Annotated in this window: 10 protein-coding genes; 8 read left to right on the top strand and 2 right to left on the bottom strand. The window is 71.3% G+C overall.

The annotated features are described in order from the left end of the window. The first annotated feature begins 208 nt into the window (after window positions 1-208). The 7 genes from IE209_RS28420 to IE209_RS28390 all read left to right on the top strand — a co-directional run bounded on the left by IE209_RS28420 (window position 209) and on the right by IE209_RS28390 (window position 7,347). Window positions 209-1,456, top strand: coding sequence for a transporter substrate-binding domain-containing protein (locus IE209_RS28420; RefSeq protein WP_229883099.1), 1,248 nt, complete (start codon window positions 209-211; stop codon window positions 1,454-1,456). A 70-nt stretch (window positions 1,457-1,526) separates the two neighbouring features. Continuing rightward, a complete protein-coding gene (gene urtB, locus IE209_RS28415) occupies window positions 1,527-2,420 on the top strand; it encodes an urea ABC transporter permease subunit UrtB (protein WP_189690251.1) in 894 nt (297 codons plus the stop codon). Window positions 2,421-2,423: 3 nt separating this feature from the next. Further along, window positions 2,424-3,533 carry an urea ABC transporter permease subunit UrtC gene (gene urtC, locus IE209_RS28410; RefSeq protein WP_189690250.1) on the top strand — a complete coding sequence of 370 codons (1,110 nt, stop codon included), beginning with the start codon at window positions 2,424-2,426 and terminating at the stop codon, window positions 3,531-3,533. Then, window positions 3,530-4,288 (top strand): urea ABC transporter ATP-binding protein UrtD, encoded by a 759-nt coding sequence (gene urtD / locus IE209_RS28405; RefSeq protein WP_189690249.1) that lies wholly within the window; start codon window positions 3,530-3,532, stop codon window positions 4,286-4,288. Before urtC ends, urtD begins: the two co-directional genes overlap by 4 nt. Beyond that, complete coding sequence (gene urtE / locus IE209_RS28400) at window positions 4,282-4,974, top strand: urea ABC transporter ATP-binding subunit UrtE (RefSeq protein WP_189690248.1); 693 nt, start codon at window positions 4,282-4,284, stop codon at window positions 4,972-4,974. Before urtD ends, urtE begins: the two co-directional genes overlap by 7 nt. Window positions 4,975-5,057: 83 nt before the next feature. Next, window positions 5,058-6,602, top strand: a complete 1,545-nt coding sequence (locus IE209_RS28395; protein ID WP_189690247.1) for an amidase — start codon at window positions 5,058-5,060, stop codon at window positions 6,600-6,602. Window positions 6,603-6,636: 34 nt separating this feature from the next. Then, window positions 6,637-7,347 (top strand): alpha/beta fold hydrolase, encoded by a 711-nt coding sequence (locus tag IE209_RS28390; RefSeq protein WP_189690246.1) that lies wholly within the window; start codon window positions 6,637-6,639, stop codon window positions 7,345-7,347. A gap of 4 nt (window positions 7,348-7,351) precedes the next feature. On the opposite strand, the gene IE209_RS28385 is transcribed toward IE209_RS28390, so the two are convergent. Both IE209_RS28385 and IE209_RS28380 read right to left on the bottom strand, forming a co-directional pair. Then, complete coding sequence (locus tag IE209_RS28385; RefSeq protein ID WP_189690245.1) at window positions 7,352-14,320, bottom strand: response regulator; 6,969 nt, start codon at window positions 14,318-14,320, stop codon at window positions 7,352-7,354. 129 nt (window positions 14,321-14,449) lie between these two features. Continuing rightward, window positions 14,450-15,373, bottom strand: coding sequence for a LysR family transcriptional regulator (locus IE209_RS28380; RefSeq protein WP_189690244.1), 924 nt, complete (start codon window positions 15,371-15,373; stop codon window positions 14,450-14,452). A 109-nt stretch (window positions 15,374-15,482) separates the two neighbouring features. Between IE209_RS28380 and IE209_RS28375 the strand changes: the two genes are divergently transcribed. After that, complete coding sequence (locus tag IE209_RS28375; protein WP_189690243.1) at window positions 15,483-17,015, top strand: CoA-acylating methylmalonate-semialdehyde dehydrogenase; 1,533 nt, start codon at window positions 15,483-15,485, stop codon at window positions 17,013-17,015. The last annotated feature ends 171 nt before the right edge of the window (window positions 17,016-17,186 follow it).

Below are 17,186 nucleotides of genomic sequence, written 5' to 3'. Positions count from 1 at the left end.
CCTTGATCCGTCAGGCCTGGTGCGGTTCATCCCGGCAACCATGTGTGTTGTCTGGACCCTGGCAATGAAGCCCACATCGCAGCCCACGCTGCGGCGTGGGTTTTTTTTTGCCTGCGCTCGACAGTGCCGTCGGCTGGTTTCGCTTGAAACGGGTTTTTCCACCACGGGCAGCGCATGCCGCGCTGCCGAACGTCTTAAGGGTTCCGCCATGCTGACTTCCACTCGTCGCCGCCTTCTCGTCTCTTCCGCCGCCTCGGCCGCCGCCGTCGCCTCCCCCGCATGGATGCGCTCGGCCCTCGCCGCCGACAGCCTCAAGGTCGGCGCGCTCTACTCGCAGACCGGTGGCCTGTCCATCGTCGAGAAGATGCTGGCCAACGCCGTGCGCCTGGCAGTGTCGGAGATCAACGCCGCAGGCGGCGTGCTGGGCCGGCAGGTCGAGGTGGTGCTGGAGGACGGCGCCTCCGACCCCAAGACCTTCAACGAGAAGGCCTCCAAGCTGGTCACGCGCGACCGCATCGAGACCGTCTTCGGCTGCCACACCTCCGCGAGCCGCAAGGCCGTGCTGCCGGTGTTCGAGCGCCGCAACGCCATGCTGTTCTACCAGACGCACTATGAAGGCTTCGAGTGCTCCAAGGACGTGGTCTACAGCGGCGCCGTGGCCAACCAGCAGCTGGGCAACTACATCCCGTGGATCGTGCAGAAGCTGGGCAAGAAGAAGTTCTTCATCGTCGGCTCCAACTACGTCTACCCACGCGAGATGTCCAAGGTCAGCAAGAAGCTGATCGAAGCCGCCGGCGCCACCTGGGTGGCCGACGAGTACCTGGAACTGGGCCACTCCGAATGGGCCAGCATGGTCCGCAAGATCAAGGAATCGGGCGCGGACGTGGTGCTGTCCAACGTGGTCGGCGACTCGCTCGTGGCCTTCTACCGCGAGTACAAGAACCAGGGCATGTCGCAGGCCGCGGTGCCGATCTGCGCCACGGTGACCAGCGAGATCGAGGTCGCCGCCATGGGGGCCGAGTACGCGGCCGGCAGCTACATCTCGGTGCCCTACTTCATGTCCATCGACACGCCGGCCAACAAGTCCTTCATCGAGCGCTACCGCAAGTTCGTGAACGACCCCAAGGCCGTGACCTACCACTCGCTGGAGGCGGCCTACTTCCAGGTGTTCCTCTGGAAGCAGGCGGTGGAGGCCGGCAAGTCGGCGACGGCCGATGCCATCCGCGCCAACATCGGCGGCCAGAGCTACGACGCCCCGGGCGGCAAGGTGCGCATCGACCCCGAGAGCCTGCACGTCTGGATGACGCCGCGCATCGGCCAGTGGCAGGCCGACGGCCAGGCCAAGGTGGTGGACGCCGGCGCCCAGCCGATCCGCCCGCTGCCCTACTTCGCCTACGGCGAGACCGACGCCAACCTGATGTGCACGCGCAAGGGCGCAGCGCAGGTCAAGGTCTGAGCAGCCCCTGCGGCCCGCCCCCGACGGCGCGACACGCCGGGGTGGGCCGCGCCCTCCAAGGAATCCCTACATGACGGATGTACTCCTGATCGGCCTCAGCGTGGGCGCGATCCTCCTGCTGGCCTCGCTCGGCCTGGTCATCATCTACGGTGCCATGGGCGTGGTGAACATGGCCCACGGCGAGATGGTCATGGTCGGCGCCTATGCCGCCGTGATGACGCAGATCTGGCTCGGCTGGGGCCTGTACGCGGCCATCCCCATCGCCTTCGTGGTCACGGCGCTGCTGGGCCTGTTGATCGAACGCTGCGTGGTGCGCCGCCTCTACGGCCGCCTGGGCGACACGCTGCTGGCGACCTGGGGCGTGGCCATCCTCGTGCAGCAGGCCGTGCGGCTGGAGGGCGGGCTGTCGTTCTTCGGCATCCACATCCAGGGCCTGGGCCCGGGCCTGCAGAACATGCCGGTGCCGGCCGAGCTGCAGGGCGCGCTGCAGATCGGCGATGTGTCCGTCAACGCCTACCGCGCCTTCATCGTCGCCGCCACCGTGGTGCTGACGCTGGCCACCTGGTTCCTGCTGTACCGCACCAGCATGGGCATGCAGGTGCGCGCCATCATCCGCAACCCGCGCATGGCCGCGGCCTGCGGCATCGATGTGCAGCGCGTGAACGCCTGGACCTTCGCCTTCGGTGCCGGCCTGGCCGGCATCACGGGCGTGCTGGTGGCGGGCTTCAAGACCGTCTCGCCGGACATGGGCACGGCGCTGGTCGTCGACAGCTTCCTCGTGGTCGTGGCGGGCGGTGTCGGCAGCCTGCTCGGTGCCGTGGTCACCGCGATCGGGCTGGGCGAGATCAACGGCGTGGTCGCTGCGATGGCCAACGACATCGTGGCGCGCGCCGTGATGTTCGGCCTCGTGATCCTGCTCATCGTCGTGCGCCCGCAAGGCCTCTTTTCGTTCAAGGGGCGCTGAGCCATGCATTCCACTCTGGACCGGCGCGCGACCGTCGCCGCCTACGCCCTCTTCCTCGCGCTCGTGGCGCTGGCGCCGCTGGTGCTCGACGGCTTCTGGCTCAACCGCCTCGCCAAGTACCTGGTCTACGGCATGCTGGGCGTGGCCATCGCCATGTGCTGGGGCTATGCCGGCATCTTGAACCTGGGCCAGGGCCTGTTCTTCGGCATCGGCGCCTACATGCTGGCCATGTCGCTGAAGATGGCCAGCCCGGCGAGCCTGCAGCACGGAGGCAACGGGCCGGTGCCCGACTTCATGCTGTCCAACGCGGAGCCGGGTGCGGTGATCGACCTGTGCTGCATCAACCCCGCGGCCTTCCTGTGGTCGCCGTTCCGCCACCAGGCCTTCGGCGTGCTGATGGGCGTGCTGCTGCCGGTGCTGGTGGCCTTCCTGCTGGGCCTGGTGGTGTTCCGCAAGCGCATCGCGGGCGTGTTCGTCTCCATCATCACGCTCGCGCTGGTGCTGCTGGTGCGCCTGCTGCTGGTCGATGCGCAGCCGCTCACGAACGGCTTCAACGGCCTGTCGGACCTGGCCTGGCTGACGGTCGGAGGCTTCGCGTTCGACCCCTACGGCGTGGCGACCTACTACCTGATCGCGGCGGCGCTGGCGCTGGTGCTGGTCGGTGCACGGCTGCTGCTGGCCACGCGCGCGGGGCTGATCCTGCGCGCCACGGCGGGCGACCCGCAGCGCGCGCGCTACCTGGGCTTCGACGTGGCGCACTACCAGACCTTCTTCTTCGCGCTGTCGGCCGGCATCGCGGCCCTGGCCGGCATGCTCTACGTGCTGGTGGCCGAGTTCGCCTCGCCCACCTTCATGGACCTGGCCTTCTCGATCGCCATGGTGGTGTGGGCCGCGGTGGGCGGGCGGGGCTCGCTGCTGGGGGCCTGCGTGGGCGCCATCCTCATCAACATGCTGGAATCGACGGCCAGCGAGACGCAGGCGCTGGTCGAGGCCTGGCGCGTGATCGTGGGCCTGGCCTTCGTGCTCGTGGTGCTGTACCTGCCCAAGGGCATCGGCGGCTGGGTGCACGGGCTGCTCGAGCGGCGTGGCCATGCGACGGAGGCGGCGCAATGACGGCGATCGCCTTGGAGCTCAAGAACCTGGGCGTGCGCTTCGGCGGCTTCCGGGCCGTGGACGGTGTCTCGCTGCAGGTCACCGAGGGCGAGCTGCGCGTGCTGCTGGGCGCCAACGGCGCCGGCAAGACCACGCTGATGGACCTCATCTCGGGCAAGACGCGCAGCACGCAGGGCCAGGTGCTGCTGCGCGGCAAGGACATCACGAATTGGCCGGAGTACCGCGTGGCGCGTGCGGGCATCGGCCGCAAGTTCCAGATCCCCAGCGTGTTCCGCGAACTCACGGTGCGGCAGAACCTCTGCGTCGCAGCCACGCGCGAGCCCTCCATCCTGCGCAACCTGCGCTGGGGCTTCGGCCGTGCGGAGCAAAGCGGCGTGGACGAGATCCTCGCGCTGGTGGGCCTGCAAGACCTGCAGCACCGCCAGGCCGCCGACCTCAGCCACGGCCAGACGCAATGGCTGGAGCTGGGCCTGCTGACCGCGCAGAAGCCCCAGGTGATCCTGCTCGACGAGCCAACGGCCGGCATGACGCAGGCCGAAACCCGCAAGACCGCGCAGATCCTCATGGCCCTGCGCGGGCGCCAGACCATCCTTGTGGTGGAACACGACATGGCCTTCGTGCGCGACATCGCCGAGCGCATCACGGTGCTGCACCTGGGCAAGGTGCTGGCCGAAGGCAGCGTCGCCGAGATCGAACGCGACCCCAAGGTGCGCCAGGCGTACCTCGGCTCCCACGGAATCGCCGCACCATGCTGAAGCTCACCCACGTCGACAGCTACTACGGCCGCAGCCACGCGCTGCAGGACGTGAGCCTGCACATCCCGGCCGGCCAGGTCACCGCCATCCTCGGACGCAACGGCATGGGCAAGACCACGCTGCTGCGCACGCTGATGGGCAGCATGGTGCAGTCCACCGGCGCGATTGAGCTGGAGGGCCGGCGCATCGACGGCCTGCCCACGCACCAGCGTGCGCGCGCCGGCATCGCCTACGTGCCGCAGGGGCGCGAGATCATCGCGGACTTCAGCGTGCAGCAGAACATCCTGATGGGCGCCTTCGCGGGCCGCGGCCCGCGCGCGATCCCGCCGCTGGCGCTGGAGCTGTTCCCCTACCTCGCGGCCAACTTGCAGCGGCCCGGCGGCGTGCTGTCGGGTGGGCAACAGCAGCAGCTGGCGCTGGCCCGCGCGCTGACGGCCCAGCCCAAGGTGATGCTGCTCGACGAGCCGAACGAGGGCATCCAGCCCTCGGTGGTCGAGGAGATCGAGGCCGCCATCACGCGGCTGAACCGCGAGTTCGGCCTGACCATGGTGCTGGTCGAACAGAACATCGACTTCGCCCGCCGCGTGGCCAGCCACTTCGCGATGTTCGAGAAGGGAACCATCGTCGAGAGCGGCCCCATCGCGGCGCTGACCGATGCGGTGGTCGACCGGCACATGGCCTTCTGAACCGCAGCTTCCTTGCCATTTCCCACCCCACGCCCTGGCGCCGCACGCGCGAAGGGCGAGATTGTCTTCAACCAGGAGTTCCCATGAGCACGACCGCATCGCAAGCCACCGCCATCGACCTCACCACCTTGACCGTGGAACAGGTGCAGGACGGTTTGCGCACCGGCGCCTTCACCGCCGAGCGCCTGGCGCAGGCCTGCCTGCGCCAGATCGAGACCCACAACCCACGCTACAACGCCATCGTCTTCGTGAACGACAAGGCGCTGGACGACGCCCGCGCCATCGACCGGCGCCGCGCAGCCGGTGAAGCCCTCGGCCCGCTCGCCGGCGTGCCCGTGGTCGTGAAGGATCCGATGGACATGGTGGGCTTTCCGACCACGGCCGGCTGGTCGCTGCTGCACAGCAAGAGCGGCGGCGTGGACCTGATGCCTGCGACGGACGCGCCCGTGGTCGCGCGCATGCGGGCCGCCGGTGCCGTGATCCTGGGCAAGACCAACGTGCCGGTGCTGAGCCATACGGGCACCCACGCCGACGACAGCTGGGCCGGCCCGACGCGGAACGTGGTGCTGCCCGACCGCGTGCCGGGCGGCAGCAGCGCCGGCACGGCGGCGGCCGTGGGGGCCAGCATGGCGGTGCTGGGCCTGGCCGAGGAGACCGGCGGCTCGATCCAGAACCCCGCTTCGGCGCAGGACCTGGTGGGCATCAAGCCGACCATCGGCCTGGTACCCAACGCGGGCGTGATGCCGCTGTCGGCCAACCGCGACGTGGTCGGGCCCATTGCACGTTGCGTGCGCGATGCCGCGCTGTGCCTGGACGTGCTGGCGGGCTACTCGGCCGAAGACCCGAAAACGCTGGCCGGCGTGGGCAGGACCCCGCCGAAGGGCTACACCGCCAAGCTGCACAAGGACGCGCTGCAGGGCGTGCGGCTGGGCCTGTACGGGCCGGGCTGGCGGGCACAACCGCTGTCCACCGAGGCGCAGGAACTCTACGACCGCGCAGCGCGCGAACTGCGGTCCCTGGGCGCCATCCTCGTGGAAGACCCGTTCCAGGGCACCGGCTTCGCGGCGCTGCGCCAGCCCACCACGCCGCTGCCCAACTTCGACGCGCGCGGTATGGAGTCCGTGCCTTACGACCTGCACAAGTACCTGGAGCGCCTGGGCCCGGACGCGGCGCTCAGGAGCTTCGCGGACTTCGCCGAGGCCACGGCCGCGCAGTCGGCCTTCGGCCCTGGTGGCGTGTTGAGCTACCTGCACAACCTGCCGCAGTTCAAGGCCTGCCTTGCGGCGCCGACCACACCGCCGGACCTGTCGGATTTCATCGCGCTGAAGGCGGCCTACCTGCGCATCGTCGACACGGTGTTCGCCGCGCACCGGCTCGACGGCTTGGTGTTCCCGCAGATGCGGGAGGAACTGCCCCGCATCCGGACCGGCACCATCCAGGAGACGACCGTCGGCGAGATCAACATCGCGGGCATGCCTGCCGTGACGGTGCCGGCCGGCTACTACGCTTCGGGCGCGCCGTTCGGCCTGCTGTTCGTCGGCCAGCTCTGGAGCGAAGCGGAACTGCTCGCCTACGCGTATGCCTACGAGAGCGCCACGCAACACCGCCAGCGGCCGACGCTGGGGTGAGGCGCCTGGTGGTGCAGCGCGCGATACTGCTGCGATGAACGCCACCACCACGCCCCTCCCCCTGGTCCTCGTGCCCGGCCTGCTCTGCGACGCCCAACTTTGGGCGCCGCAGATCGCGGGCCTGGCAGGCATCGCCGACGCCTGGGTGCCCGCGCCCACGCAGCACGACAGCATCGAGGCACTGGCCCGCGCCATCCTGGCGGACTGCCCGTTCGCGCACTTCGCGCTGGCCGGCCTGTCCATGGGCGGCTACATCGCCATGGCCATGCAGCGCCAGGCACCGCAGCGCGTGACGCGCCTGGCCTTGCTGGACACCAATGCGCTGGCCGATGCGCCCGCCGCCAGCGCCGCGCGCCGCGAACTGGTGGTGCGCAGCCGCGCCGAGGGCATGGGCGCGGTGGCCGACGCGCTGCTGCCGCGCCTGGTGTGGCCGCAGGCGGCGCAGCATGCAGCGCTGCGCGCCCAGGTGCGCAGCATGGCCTGGAACGTGGGCGTGGACGCCTTCGCGCGGCAGCAGGAGGCCATCATCGGCCGCCCAGATGCGCGCGCCGCGCTGGCGCAGGTGGCCTGCCCGATCTTGATCGCCTGCGGCGCCCAGGACCTGCTGACACCGCCCGCATTGCACGAGGAGATGGCGGCCCTGGTGCCCGGTGCGCGGCTCGAAGTGTTCGCCGATTGCGGCCACCTGAGCACGCTGGAGCAGCCCGCTCAGGTCACCCGGGCCCTGCGCACCTGGCTGGACTGAAGGCTCAGCGCGGCAGCGCTGCGGCCAGCGCCTGCGCCGCCGCGTCGAAGTCGTAGGCCTCGATCGCTGCCGCGATCGGCGCGCAGGCTGCCCCGATGGCCGCCTCCAGCGTGCCGCGGTGTGCGCCGAAGTACGACGCGGCCTCGCCGTCGCCCTGCTCCAGCAAGACCTGCAGCTGCGTGGCGATGGCCACGGCGGCCGCCCGGTCGCGTCCATGGGCCTGCGCTGCGGGCGCAGCGACGGCCGCGGGTTGGGGCAAGGCGGTCCGCAGCGCCGCGACCAGTGGGTTGAGCAGGCGCGCGAGCGCGTCGAGTCCAGCCGCCAGCGCCGGCAGGCCGCCACCTTCGGCGATGGCGCCTTCCAGCTCGGCGGCCAGCGCCTGCAGCGCCTCTGCGCCCAGGTTGCCGGCCAGTCCGCGCAGCGTGTGGGCCAGGCGCCGGGCCAGTTCGGCGTCGCCGGCTTGCAGCGCCGCGCGGATCTGCGCCGGCACGCGGTCCTGCGTACGCGCGAACTTGCCCAGCAGCTCCAGATACAGCGGCGCGCGGCCCATGACGCGGCGCAAGCCCGCGGCCGTGTCCAGGCCGGCAATGGCGGCCAGGGCCGGTGGCAGGCCGGACCCGGGCGATGCCGGCACCGGCACCGGCGCGGCGCGCGCCACCGGCAGTCCGGGCCGCGGCCGGATCCAGCGCGCCAGGGCCTGCCAGAGCTGCTCGGGCTCGATGGGCTTGGCGACGAAGTCGTTCATGCCGGCCGCGGCGCAGCGCTCGCGGTCCACCTGCATGGCGTTGGCCGTCATGGCGAGGATGGGTGTCGCGTCGTGCGCGTCGCGGCTGCGCAGCGCACGGCTGGCCGCCACGCCGTCCATGACGGGCATCTGCATGTCCATCAGCACCAGGTCGTAAGGCTGGCCGGCCTCCTGCGCGCGCTCGGCCATGGCCACGCCGACCGCACCGTCGCCGGCCACGTCCACCGCGAAGCCGGCCTGCTGCAACAGCTCGGTGGCGACCTGCTGGTTCAGCGCGTTGTCTTCCACGAGCAGGATGCGGGCGCCGCGCACCGGCGCCAGCGCCGCCATGGCGGTGTCGGCCTGGGCCGCGCCGGCCGCCTCGCCGGGCGCGGCATGGCCGAACAGGCGCAACATCGCCGCGCGCAGCGCTGCGGCAGCGACCGGCTTGCCCAGCACCACACCGATGCCGGCGCGCTGCACCGCGGCCGTGGCATCGCCGCCCTGGGCGCTGGCGAGGGCCAGGCGCGGCATGGCCGGCAGCCCGAGCGCCGCGATGCCCGCGGCAGCCTGCAGGCCATCCACGCCGGGCATCTGCGCATCCAGCAGCACGGCGTCGTAAGGCCGGCCCGCGGCATGCGCGGCGGCCACGGCCTGCACGGCGGCCTGGCCGCCGTCGACCGCCTCGGCCGCGAAGCCCTCGTGCTGCAGCAGCCGCAGCAGCTGCTGCGCCGCGCAGGCGTTGTCGTCGGCCACGAGCACGCGGCGCCCGCGCAGGTCCAGGTGCGGTGGCGCCACGGGCCGCTGTGCGCGCAGGCCGACGCGGGCCGTGAACCAGAAGGTCGAGCCCTGGCCGCTGTGGCTCTCCACGCCGACGCTGCCGCCCATCAGCTCGGCCAGGCGCTTGCAGATGGCCAGGCCCAGGCCGGTGCCGCCGTACTGGCGCGTGGTGGAGCTGTCGGCCTGCTCGAAGCTCTGGAACAGTCGGCCGATCTGCTCGGGCGTGAGGCCGATGCCGGTGTCGCGCACCGAAAAGCGCAGCAGCAGCGCGTCTGCCTGCCGCTCCTGCACCTGCACGAACATCGCGATCTCGCCGCGCTCGGTGAACTTGACGGCGTTGTTGGCGTAGTTGACGAGCACCTGCGACAGCCGCAGCGCATCGCCCGTGAGGCTCAGCGGCAGCTCGGCCGGCAGCTCGCAGACCAGTTCCAGGCCCCGGGCCTGGGCCTTGTCGGCGACCAGGTTGATGGCGCCGGCCAGCAGCTCGTCGAGCTCGAACGGGCCTTGCTCGATGTCCATCTTGCCGGCCTCGACCTTGGAGAAGTCCAGGATGTCGTTGAGGATGCCCAGCAGGTGCTGGCCGGAGCGGTGGATCTTGTGCAGGTAGTCGCGCTGGCGCGCATCCAGGTCGGTCTTGAGCGCCAGGTGCGACAGGCCGATCACCGCGTTCATGGGCGTGCGGATCTCGTGGCTCATGTTGGCCAGGAAGGCGCTCTTGGCCGCGTTGGCCGCGTCGGCCGCCACCTTGGCCTGGCGCAGCTGCTCCTCGGCCGCCTTGCGCACGGTGACTTCGATGGACATGCCGCACACGGCGTGCACGGCGCCGCTGGCGTCGGGCAGGCCGAACTTGTGGATCTCGAAATAGCGCGACCCGTCCGGCGTGGGAACATGCATCTCATAGGCCGGCAGGCTGCCGCCGGCGAAGATGCGGCGGTCGCTTTCCAGCACCTTGGGATCGCCGCGGCTGGAGGGCAGGAAGTCGTTGAAGTACTGGCCTGCCAGCGACTCGCCGGGCCGCCCCAGCATGGTGACGTAGCAGGGGTTGTGCATGACGCAGCGGCCCTCGCGGTCCTTCACGAAGATGGGCATGGGCGCGTTGTGCAGGATCGCGCCCAGCGTGGCCTGGCTCTGGCGCAGCTCGTCGGTGCGCGCGGCGACCATGGCCTCCAGCCGGCTGTAGAAGCGCGCGTTGTCGTAGGCGGCGGCGAACTGCGCGCAGAGCAGGCCGAGCGTCTCCAGCTGGTCCTCGCGCAGCGTGGCCGCGGCGGCGCGGTTCTCCAGGTACAGCAGGCCGGCCACCTCGCCACGCAGCACGACGGGCAGCGCCGCGATGGCCTGGGCCCCGTGCGCGGCCAGCTCGGCATCGTGCGCCAGGCGCGGGTGCTGGCGCACCTCGGGCAGCAGCAGCGGCTGGCCGCTGCGCACGAGGTAGCGCTGCACGGCGGCCGGCATGCGCAGCTCGAAGGCCATGGCATCGGCGGCGCAGCCCGCGTCGGCCACGGTTTCGGACAGCGGGCCGAAGGCGGCCAGCTGCAGCCAGCGCCCGTCCTCACGCCAGGTCAGCGCGCCGTACTCGGCCGCGGCGTACTGCCGCAGCAGCCGCAGCAGCACGCGCAGCAGGGTGGCGGGCTCGCGCTCGGCGATCAGCGCCTGGCTGGCCGCCACCAGGGCCTGGGCGTCGAGCCGCTGCAGGCCGCCATCCTCGTCCGCGCGCGCCGGCGCCGGCGCGGCCAGTGGTGCCCGCGCGTCCTGCAGCCGCAGCACCGGTGCTGCCGCGCCCCAGCGTGCGTAGGTCTCGCGCGCCAGCGCCTGGTACAGCCCGGCCGCGCGCGCCAGGCCCTGGGCCTGGCTGCAGGCGGCCGCGAGTTCGCAGGCCACGGCCTGGTGCCAGGGGCGGTGGGCGGCGCCGTCGATGGCGGCTTCGAAGCCGCGCACCGCCTGCGCGACATCGCCGAGCGCCCAGGCCTGGACGGCGCGCAGCAGCTGCGCCATGTGGGCGAAGTTGTCGGGCGCCTCGGCGGCGCGCGCGTCGAACCAGCAGGCGCGCGCCTGCAGCTCGGCCGGCGCATCGGCCGGGACGGTGAGGCCACAGGCCATGGCCCGGCCCAGCGCCAGGCCGCCCAGCCAGTGGTGGAGCACGTAGAAATAGGTGTTGGGCAGCATGCGCCGCGGCGCGTCGAGCACCGTCTCCTGCAGCACCTGGTCCCAGGCGCCGTCCAGCGCCGCGGCCACTGCGCGGTAGACCCTGTCGTGCAGGCGCGCATAGGGGCTCGACGCGATCTGCGCGCGCACCGGCGCGTCGGGCTGCGCCGCATCGGTCTCGCCGCGCACGCGGGCCAGCAGCCAGGCGAAGAGCCCGAAGCTGCCCAACGTCATGCGGTCGTCCAGCCGGCGCGCCAGCCGCCAGGCGCGCTCCAGCGGCGCGTCCATCTGCGCGAGCGCGGGCGCGGTGTCGAAGGTGGCCGACAGCTCCCAGACCAGGTTCTCAGTGCGCGTGCCGTGGTCGCCCACGGCCTCGGCCAGCTGTTCGATGCGCCGGTAGTGGGCGAAGCGCGCCGGCAGGGGATCGCAGAAGGTGGCGACCACGTTGGCCCAGCGGTACAGCGTGCGGCTGGCACTGCGCTCGTCGGACATGCCGGGCGCCAGCCGCAGGCCGATGCGGCCCAGCCGGCAGCCCAGCGCATAGTCGCCGCGCAGGGTGGCCAGCGGCGTGAAGGCGCCCGTCAGGGCTTCGGGCAGTCCGAGGAAAGCGCCATGCTCCCAGCCCAGCCGGATCAGCCGCAGGCAGCACCAGGCCCCGGTCTGGTGGCCGTCGTCGACGGGGTTGAGCTGGGCCGCGATCAGCAGCGCGGCGGCGGCCTCCAGCGGCACGTCGTCCATCGGCAGCAAGCCTTCGAACAGCGCATCGCCTTCGGCCTGCATGCGCGCGTGCAGCGCGGCGAGCTCGGCCTCGAGTGCGGCGGCCCGCGCGTGCGCGGCCGGTGCCGGCAGCCCCAGCAGGCCGGCCGCGTGCAAGGCCAGCGCGATGGATTCGGCATTGCGGCCGCGCAGGTACAGCGCGCGCGTGTGCAGCAGCACGGCCGCGTGCACGGCCATCGGTTCGGCCTGCAGGTGCTGCACGATGGCGTCGAACAAGGGGTCCATCGCCTCGTAGCGGGCCTGGGCGAACAGCGCCGCGTGCAGCGCGATGGCGATGTCGCGCGTGCGCTGCGGGTCGGCTGGCAGCCTCGTGTCGAGCTGCTGCGCGCCCTGCAGCAAGGCCTGCGCCTGCGCATGGGCGCCCTGGCCCAGCGCCCCGCGGCCGGCGTGGAACATCAGGCTGGCGGCCAGCGCCCATTCGTCGGGCGGCGCCGCGGCGAGCGGGCCGTCCAGCACCTCGAGGTAGTGGCGGGCGGCCGCGTCTGCATCGCTGCCGGCGAGCGCGCGCGCGAGGGCCAGGTGCCACTGCGCGCGCTCGGCCGGTGCCAACAGGGCCCGCGCAGCTTCTTGCATGCGGTCGTGGCAGAAACGCAGATCGCCGCGGGCGCCCGATGGACTGCACACAATGGCCTGGCGCAGCAGTGGCAGCAACTGCTGCTCCAGCGCGGCGTGCGGCATGCCGGATGCGGCCGCGAGCACCGCGGTGTCGATGGCTCCGTCGAGGCAGGCACAGCCGCCCGCCAGCGCCTGGGCCGCCGCGGGCATGCGGTGCAGTTCTTCGATCAGGCCCGCGACGAGGTTGTCGGAGCTGGGCAGGGCCTGCACGGCCCGCGTGTCCCATTGCCAATCGCCCTGCACGCGGCGCAGCGCGCCGGTGTCGAACAGACGCCGCAGGTAGTCGAGCACGAAGAAGGGGTTGCCACCGGTCCGGGCCTGCAGCACGGCGGCCAGTGGCGCCAAGGCCTGCGGTGCCGCATCGAGCACGTCGGCCAGCAGAGCGGCCAGATCGTCAGTGGCCAGGCCGCCCAGTGCGAGATCCACGCAGGCGGTGTCGGTCTGGGCCAGGCGCGCCAGCATGGGCGGCAGCGGGTGCGCTGGGTCCAGGCCGTGGTCGCGCCAGGCGCATACCAGCAACAAGGGACCGCGGCTGTGCTCGCAGGCGATGGCTTCCAGCGCCGCCAGCGCGTCGGCATCGGCCCATTGCAGGTCGTCGACAAACAGCACGCAGGGGGTGCCTGCATCGTGCAAGGTGGCGCACAGCGCGCCCAGCGCCTGCACCATGCGCACGCGCAAGGGCACGTCGCTGGGCGGGTCGGCCGGCGGCGGGCTGTCGGGCCACAGCAGCGTGGCGAAGGCCGGCACCGTGCGCGCGAGCAGGGCCGCATGGCGCTGCAGGCGCCCGAGCAGGCGCAGTCGCATGCGGTCCAGCCACTGCGGGGGCTCGGCGCGCCAATGTTCCGCCACTTCGGCCAGCGCCTCGGCCAGGCCGCCGTAGGGCGGGCGGTGGCGTCCCGGCGTGAACCGGCCGGCAGCCAGCACGCCGCGCCGCGCGCCGACGTCGGGCTGCAGGGCCCGCACCAGCGTCGATTTGCCGGCACCCGCGTAGCCGTGCACGAAGACCACGCGGCCGTCGCCGGCCTCGTCGGCCAGCGCGGCGCGCAACTGCGCCAGGGCCTGCTCGCGTCCGTACAGGCGTGCAGGCCGGGTGGGCTGGACGCGGCGGTCGTCCGCGCCGGGCGTGAAGTCGCGCTGACCGGCCAGGCAGCGCTGCAGGTCCTGGCGCAGGCCGTGCGCCGACTGGAAGCGCGCCTCGGGGTTCTTGGCCAGCAGCTTGTCCAGGAGCGCCGACACGGACGGCGGCACCCACGGTGCGATCTGGTGCACGGGCGGCGGCGGCCGCGTGAGCACGGCATGCAGCAGGGCCAGCGGCGCGGTCTCGACGAAGGGCGGCTGGCCGCTCAGCAGCCAGTAGCCGACGGCCCCCAGCGCGTAGTAGTCGGCCCGGTAGTCGACGCTGCGCGCCATGCGGCCGGTCTGCTCCGGCGCGCCAAAGGGGCGCGGCAGGGCATCGCCGCGGGGCGGCAGGCCGGCATCGATGTGCTGCTGCACCACGGCGCGGCTGAAGTCGAGCAGGCCCACGTTGCCGTCCTGCAGCAGCAACAGCTTGGCCGGACCGAGATGGCCATGCACCACGCCGCGCGCGTGCACCTGCTCCAGTGTCGCCAGCAGGCCCAGCAGAAGGCGCAAGACCCAGCCGAGATCGCCACGGTGCTCGGCGACCGCCTGCGCCAGCGGCGTGCCGGTCAGGCGCGTGTGGACCAGCCACGCGCCTGCATCGTCCACCTCCAACAACCGCGGCACGTCTTGGATGCCTTCGAGCAGGCCAAGGATGCGCGCTTCGTTGCGCAGCGCCGCAGCGGCATCGCGCCCGGGGCGCAGGCATTTGTACAGGGCGGGAACGGCCGCAGCACCCCAGTCCAGCGCGGTGATGGCAGGCCGGCCCGCCGCGTCAGCGGAAGGTGGCTCTGGAGGCTGCAGCGCCGCCGGCATGGGCGTCCGATGTCAAGAAGACGGAGCGGAGTGTTGCGGTTCAGGCCGCAGTGCAGCTGCGGTTTCTGTGTTTGATGCTTAGGGTGACACAGTTCTCCGTCCGTCGCCACCTGAGAGAAAACACAGACCTCAGGCGCCGAAGCCCCCGGCGAAGGCCTGACGCAAATAAGCGACGAAGGCCTCGACCGCGCGCGGCACGTAAGGCGCGTAGGGCCGGATCGCATGGAGCGTCTCGCTGAACTGGCCCTCGACCTTCCACTCGGGCAGCACCTGCTGCAGCTGGCCGCTGCGCAGCGCGGCCTGGGCACTGAAGTCCGGTACCAGGGCGATGCCCAGGCCGGCCAGCGCCGCATCGCGCAGCGCCTCGCTGTTGTTGGCGGAAAAAGCGCCGGCCACGGGCACGACGACGCGTTGGTCGCCGCGCAGCAGGGTCCAGCCCGCGAGCTGTCCAGCGCGCGGATAGTGCAGGCAGTCGTGCATGTGCAGCGCCTGCGGGTCGGCCGGGGCACCGCGTTTGCGCAAGTAGGCCCGGCTGGCCACGAGCAATGAGCGCGTGTGCGCCAGCAGCCAGGCCACATGGGTCTCGGGCGGCGCGGCGCTGTGGCGAACGGCCAGGTCGAAACCCTCCACCGCAAGCGGGCGCAAACGGTCGGACAGGTCCAGCTCCAGCCGCACCTGCGGGTGCGCGCGCAGGAACTCGGGCAAGCGCGGCACCAGTTGCTGGCGTGCGAAGGCCACGGGCGCGGTCACGCGCAACAGGCCCTGCGGCGCCTCGGCCAGGTCGCGCACCGCGGCGAAGCTCTGCTGGATCTGCGCAAAGGCGCCGCGCGTGCCGTCGCCCAGGCGCTGCCCGGCCTCGGTCAACCGCACGCTGCGCGTGGTGCGCTGGACCAGCGGCACGCCCGCCGCGCGCTCGAGCTCGGCGATGCGCTGGCTCATGGCCGCCTTGCTGATGGACAGGCGCGCGGCCGCCGCCGTGAAGCTGCCGTGCTCGCCGAGCACCGCGAGTGCGTGCAGCGCGCTCCAGAGCTGGTCGGTTTTTTCGGAAGACATGGGGCTTATTGTTCACTACGACGAACAATCAGTTCAGCCGGATTGCCTGTACATGGGCCACGGCGCTTCCTAGACTTGCGGCCTCTCTTCCTTTTCAGCGAGACATTCCATGAAGCGCGACCTGCCCGCCACCCCCGCCTACACCGACAGCGCCGAAGTGGCGCACTTCATCGCCGGCCAGCCCGTCCAGGGCGTGGGCGAGCGCACGCAGGCCGTGTTCAATCCGGCCCTGGGGACGGAGGCGCGGCGGCTGCGCCTGGCCGCCAAGCCGGACGTGGACGCCGCCGTGGCTGCAGCCCAGGCGGCCTTCCCGGCCTGGGCCGACACGCCGCCGATCCGCCGTGCGCGCGTGTTGCTCAAGTTCCTCGAGCTGGTCAACCAGCACAAGGACGCGCTGGCCGCCATGATCACGGCAGAGCACGGCAAGGTGTTCACCGACGCGCAGGGCGAGGTTTCGCGCGGCATCGACATCATCGAGTTCGCCTGCGGCGTGCCGCAGTTGCTCAAGGGCGACTTCACCGACCAGGTCTCCACCGGCATCGACAACTGGACGCTGCGCCAGCCGCTGGGCGTGGTCGCCGGCATCACGCCGTTCAATTTCCCGGTGATGGTGCCGATGTGGATGTTCCCGGTCGCCATTGCGGCGGGCAACACCTTCGTGCTCAAGCCCAGCGAGCGTGATCCCTCGCCCTCGTTGTTCATCGCCAAGCTCCTGAAGGAAGCCGGCCTGCCCGACGGCGTGTTCAACGTGGTGCAGGGCGACAAGCTGGCCGTGGACGCGCTGCTCGAGCATCCGGACGTCAAGGCCATCAGCTTCGTCGGCTCCACCCCGATCGCCCAGTACATCTACGAGACCGGCGCCCGCCATGGCAAGCGCGTGCAAGCCCTGGGCGGCGCCAAGAACCACATGGTGGTGATGCCCGATGCCGACATCGACCAGGCCGTGGACGCGCTGGTCGGCGCCGGTTACGGCTCGGCAGGCGAGCGTTGCATGGCGATCTCGGTGGCGGTGCTGGTCGGCGATGCGGCCGACAAGCTGATCCCCAAGCTGGCCGAGCGCGCCAAGGCCCTGGTCGTCAAGAACGGCATGGAGCTGGACGCCGAAATGGGCCCCATCGTCACCAAGCAGGCGCTGGAGCGCATCGAGGGCTACATCGCCACCGGCGTGCAAGAAGGCGCCGAACTGCTGGTGGACGGCCGCAACTTCAAGGTGGCCGGCCACGAACAGGGCTTCTTCACGGGCGGCACGCTGTTCGACAAGGTCACGCCCGAAATGAAGATCTACAAGGAAGAGATCTTCGGCCCGGTGCTGGCCTGTGTGCGCGTGCCCGACCTCGCGGCTGCCGTCGACCTCATCAACAAGCACGAGTTCGGCAACGGCACGGCCTGCTTCACGCGCGATGGCAACGTGGCGCGCGAGTTCGCGCGCCGCATCCAGGTCGGCATGGTCGGCATCAACGTGCCGATCCCGGTGCCCATGGCTTGGCATGGCTTCGGCGGCTGGAAGAAGAGCCTGTTCGGCGACATGCACGCTTATGGCGAAGAAGGCGTGCGCTTCTACACCAAGCAGAAGTCCATCATGCAGCGCTGGCCCGAGAGCATCGGCAAGGGCGCTGAATTCGTGATGCCGACGGCCAAGTAAGCCACTGCATTCAGAACGTCAAAGGCCGGCGAGTGATCTCGCCGGCCTTTTTTATTTCGCAACCCGAAGACATTCATTCACAAATCGGTCGCGCAAATAAAAACGCCCCAACCTTTTGGAGGCTGGGGCGTTTAGGCTGTAAGAGCCTGACGATGACCTACTTTCACACGG

Source organism: Pseudorhodoferax aquiterrae (assembly GCF_014652235.1).
GTDB classification, from domain to species: domain Bacteria; phylum Pseudomonadota; class Gammaproteobacteria; order Burkholderiales; family Burkholderiaceae_C; genus Pseudorhodoferax; species Pseudorhodoferax aquiterrae.
Note: the sequence above shows the minus strand (reverse complement) of the source record. Positions and strands in the feature narration are given on the sequence as shown.

Bases quoted from the DNA above. Each gene is read 5' to 3' on its own strand.
- IE209_RS28420 (WP_229883099.1), top strand. From the start codon at position 209: ATGCTGACTTCCACTCGTCGCCGCCTTCTCGTCTCTTCCGCCGCCTCG.
- urtB (WP_189690251.1), top strand. From the start codon at position 1,527: ATGACGGATGTACTCCTGATCGGCCTCAGCGTGGGCGCGATCCTCCTG.
- urtC (WP_189690250.1), top strand. From the start codon at position 2,424: ATGCATTCCACTCTGGACCGGCGCGCGACCGTCGCCGCCTACGCCCTC.
- urtD (WP_189690249.1), top strand. From the start codon at position 3,530: ATGACGGCGATCGCCTTGGAGCTCAAGAACCTGGGCGTGCGCTTCGGC.
- urtE (WP_189690248.1), top strand. From the start codon at position 4,282: ATGCTGAAGCTCACCCACGTCGACAGCTACTACGGCCGCAGCCACGCG.
- IE209_RS28395 (WP_189690247.1), top strand. From the start codon at position 5,058: ATGAGCACGACCGCATCGCAAGCCACCGCCATCGACCTCACCACCTTG.
- IE209_RS28390 (WP_189690246.1), top strand. From the start codon at position 6,637: ATGAACGCCACCACCACGCCCCTCCCCCTGGTCCTCGTGCCCGGCCTG.
- IE209_RS28385 (WP_189690245.1), bottom strand. From the start codon at position 14,320: ATGCCGGCGGCGCTGCAGCCTCCAGAGCCACCTTCCGCTGACGCGGCG.
- IE209_RS28380 (WP_189690244.1), bottom strand. From the start codon at position 15,373: ATGTCTTCCGAAAAAACCGACCAGCTCTGGAGCGCGCTGCACGCACTC.
- IE209_RS28375 (WP_189690243.1), top strand. From the start codon at position 15,483: ATGAAGCGCGACCTGCCCGCCACCCCCGCCTACACCGACAGCGCCGAA.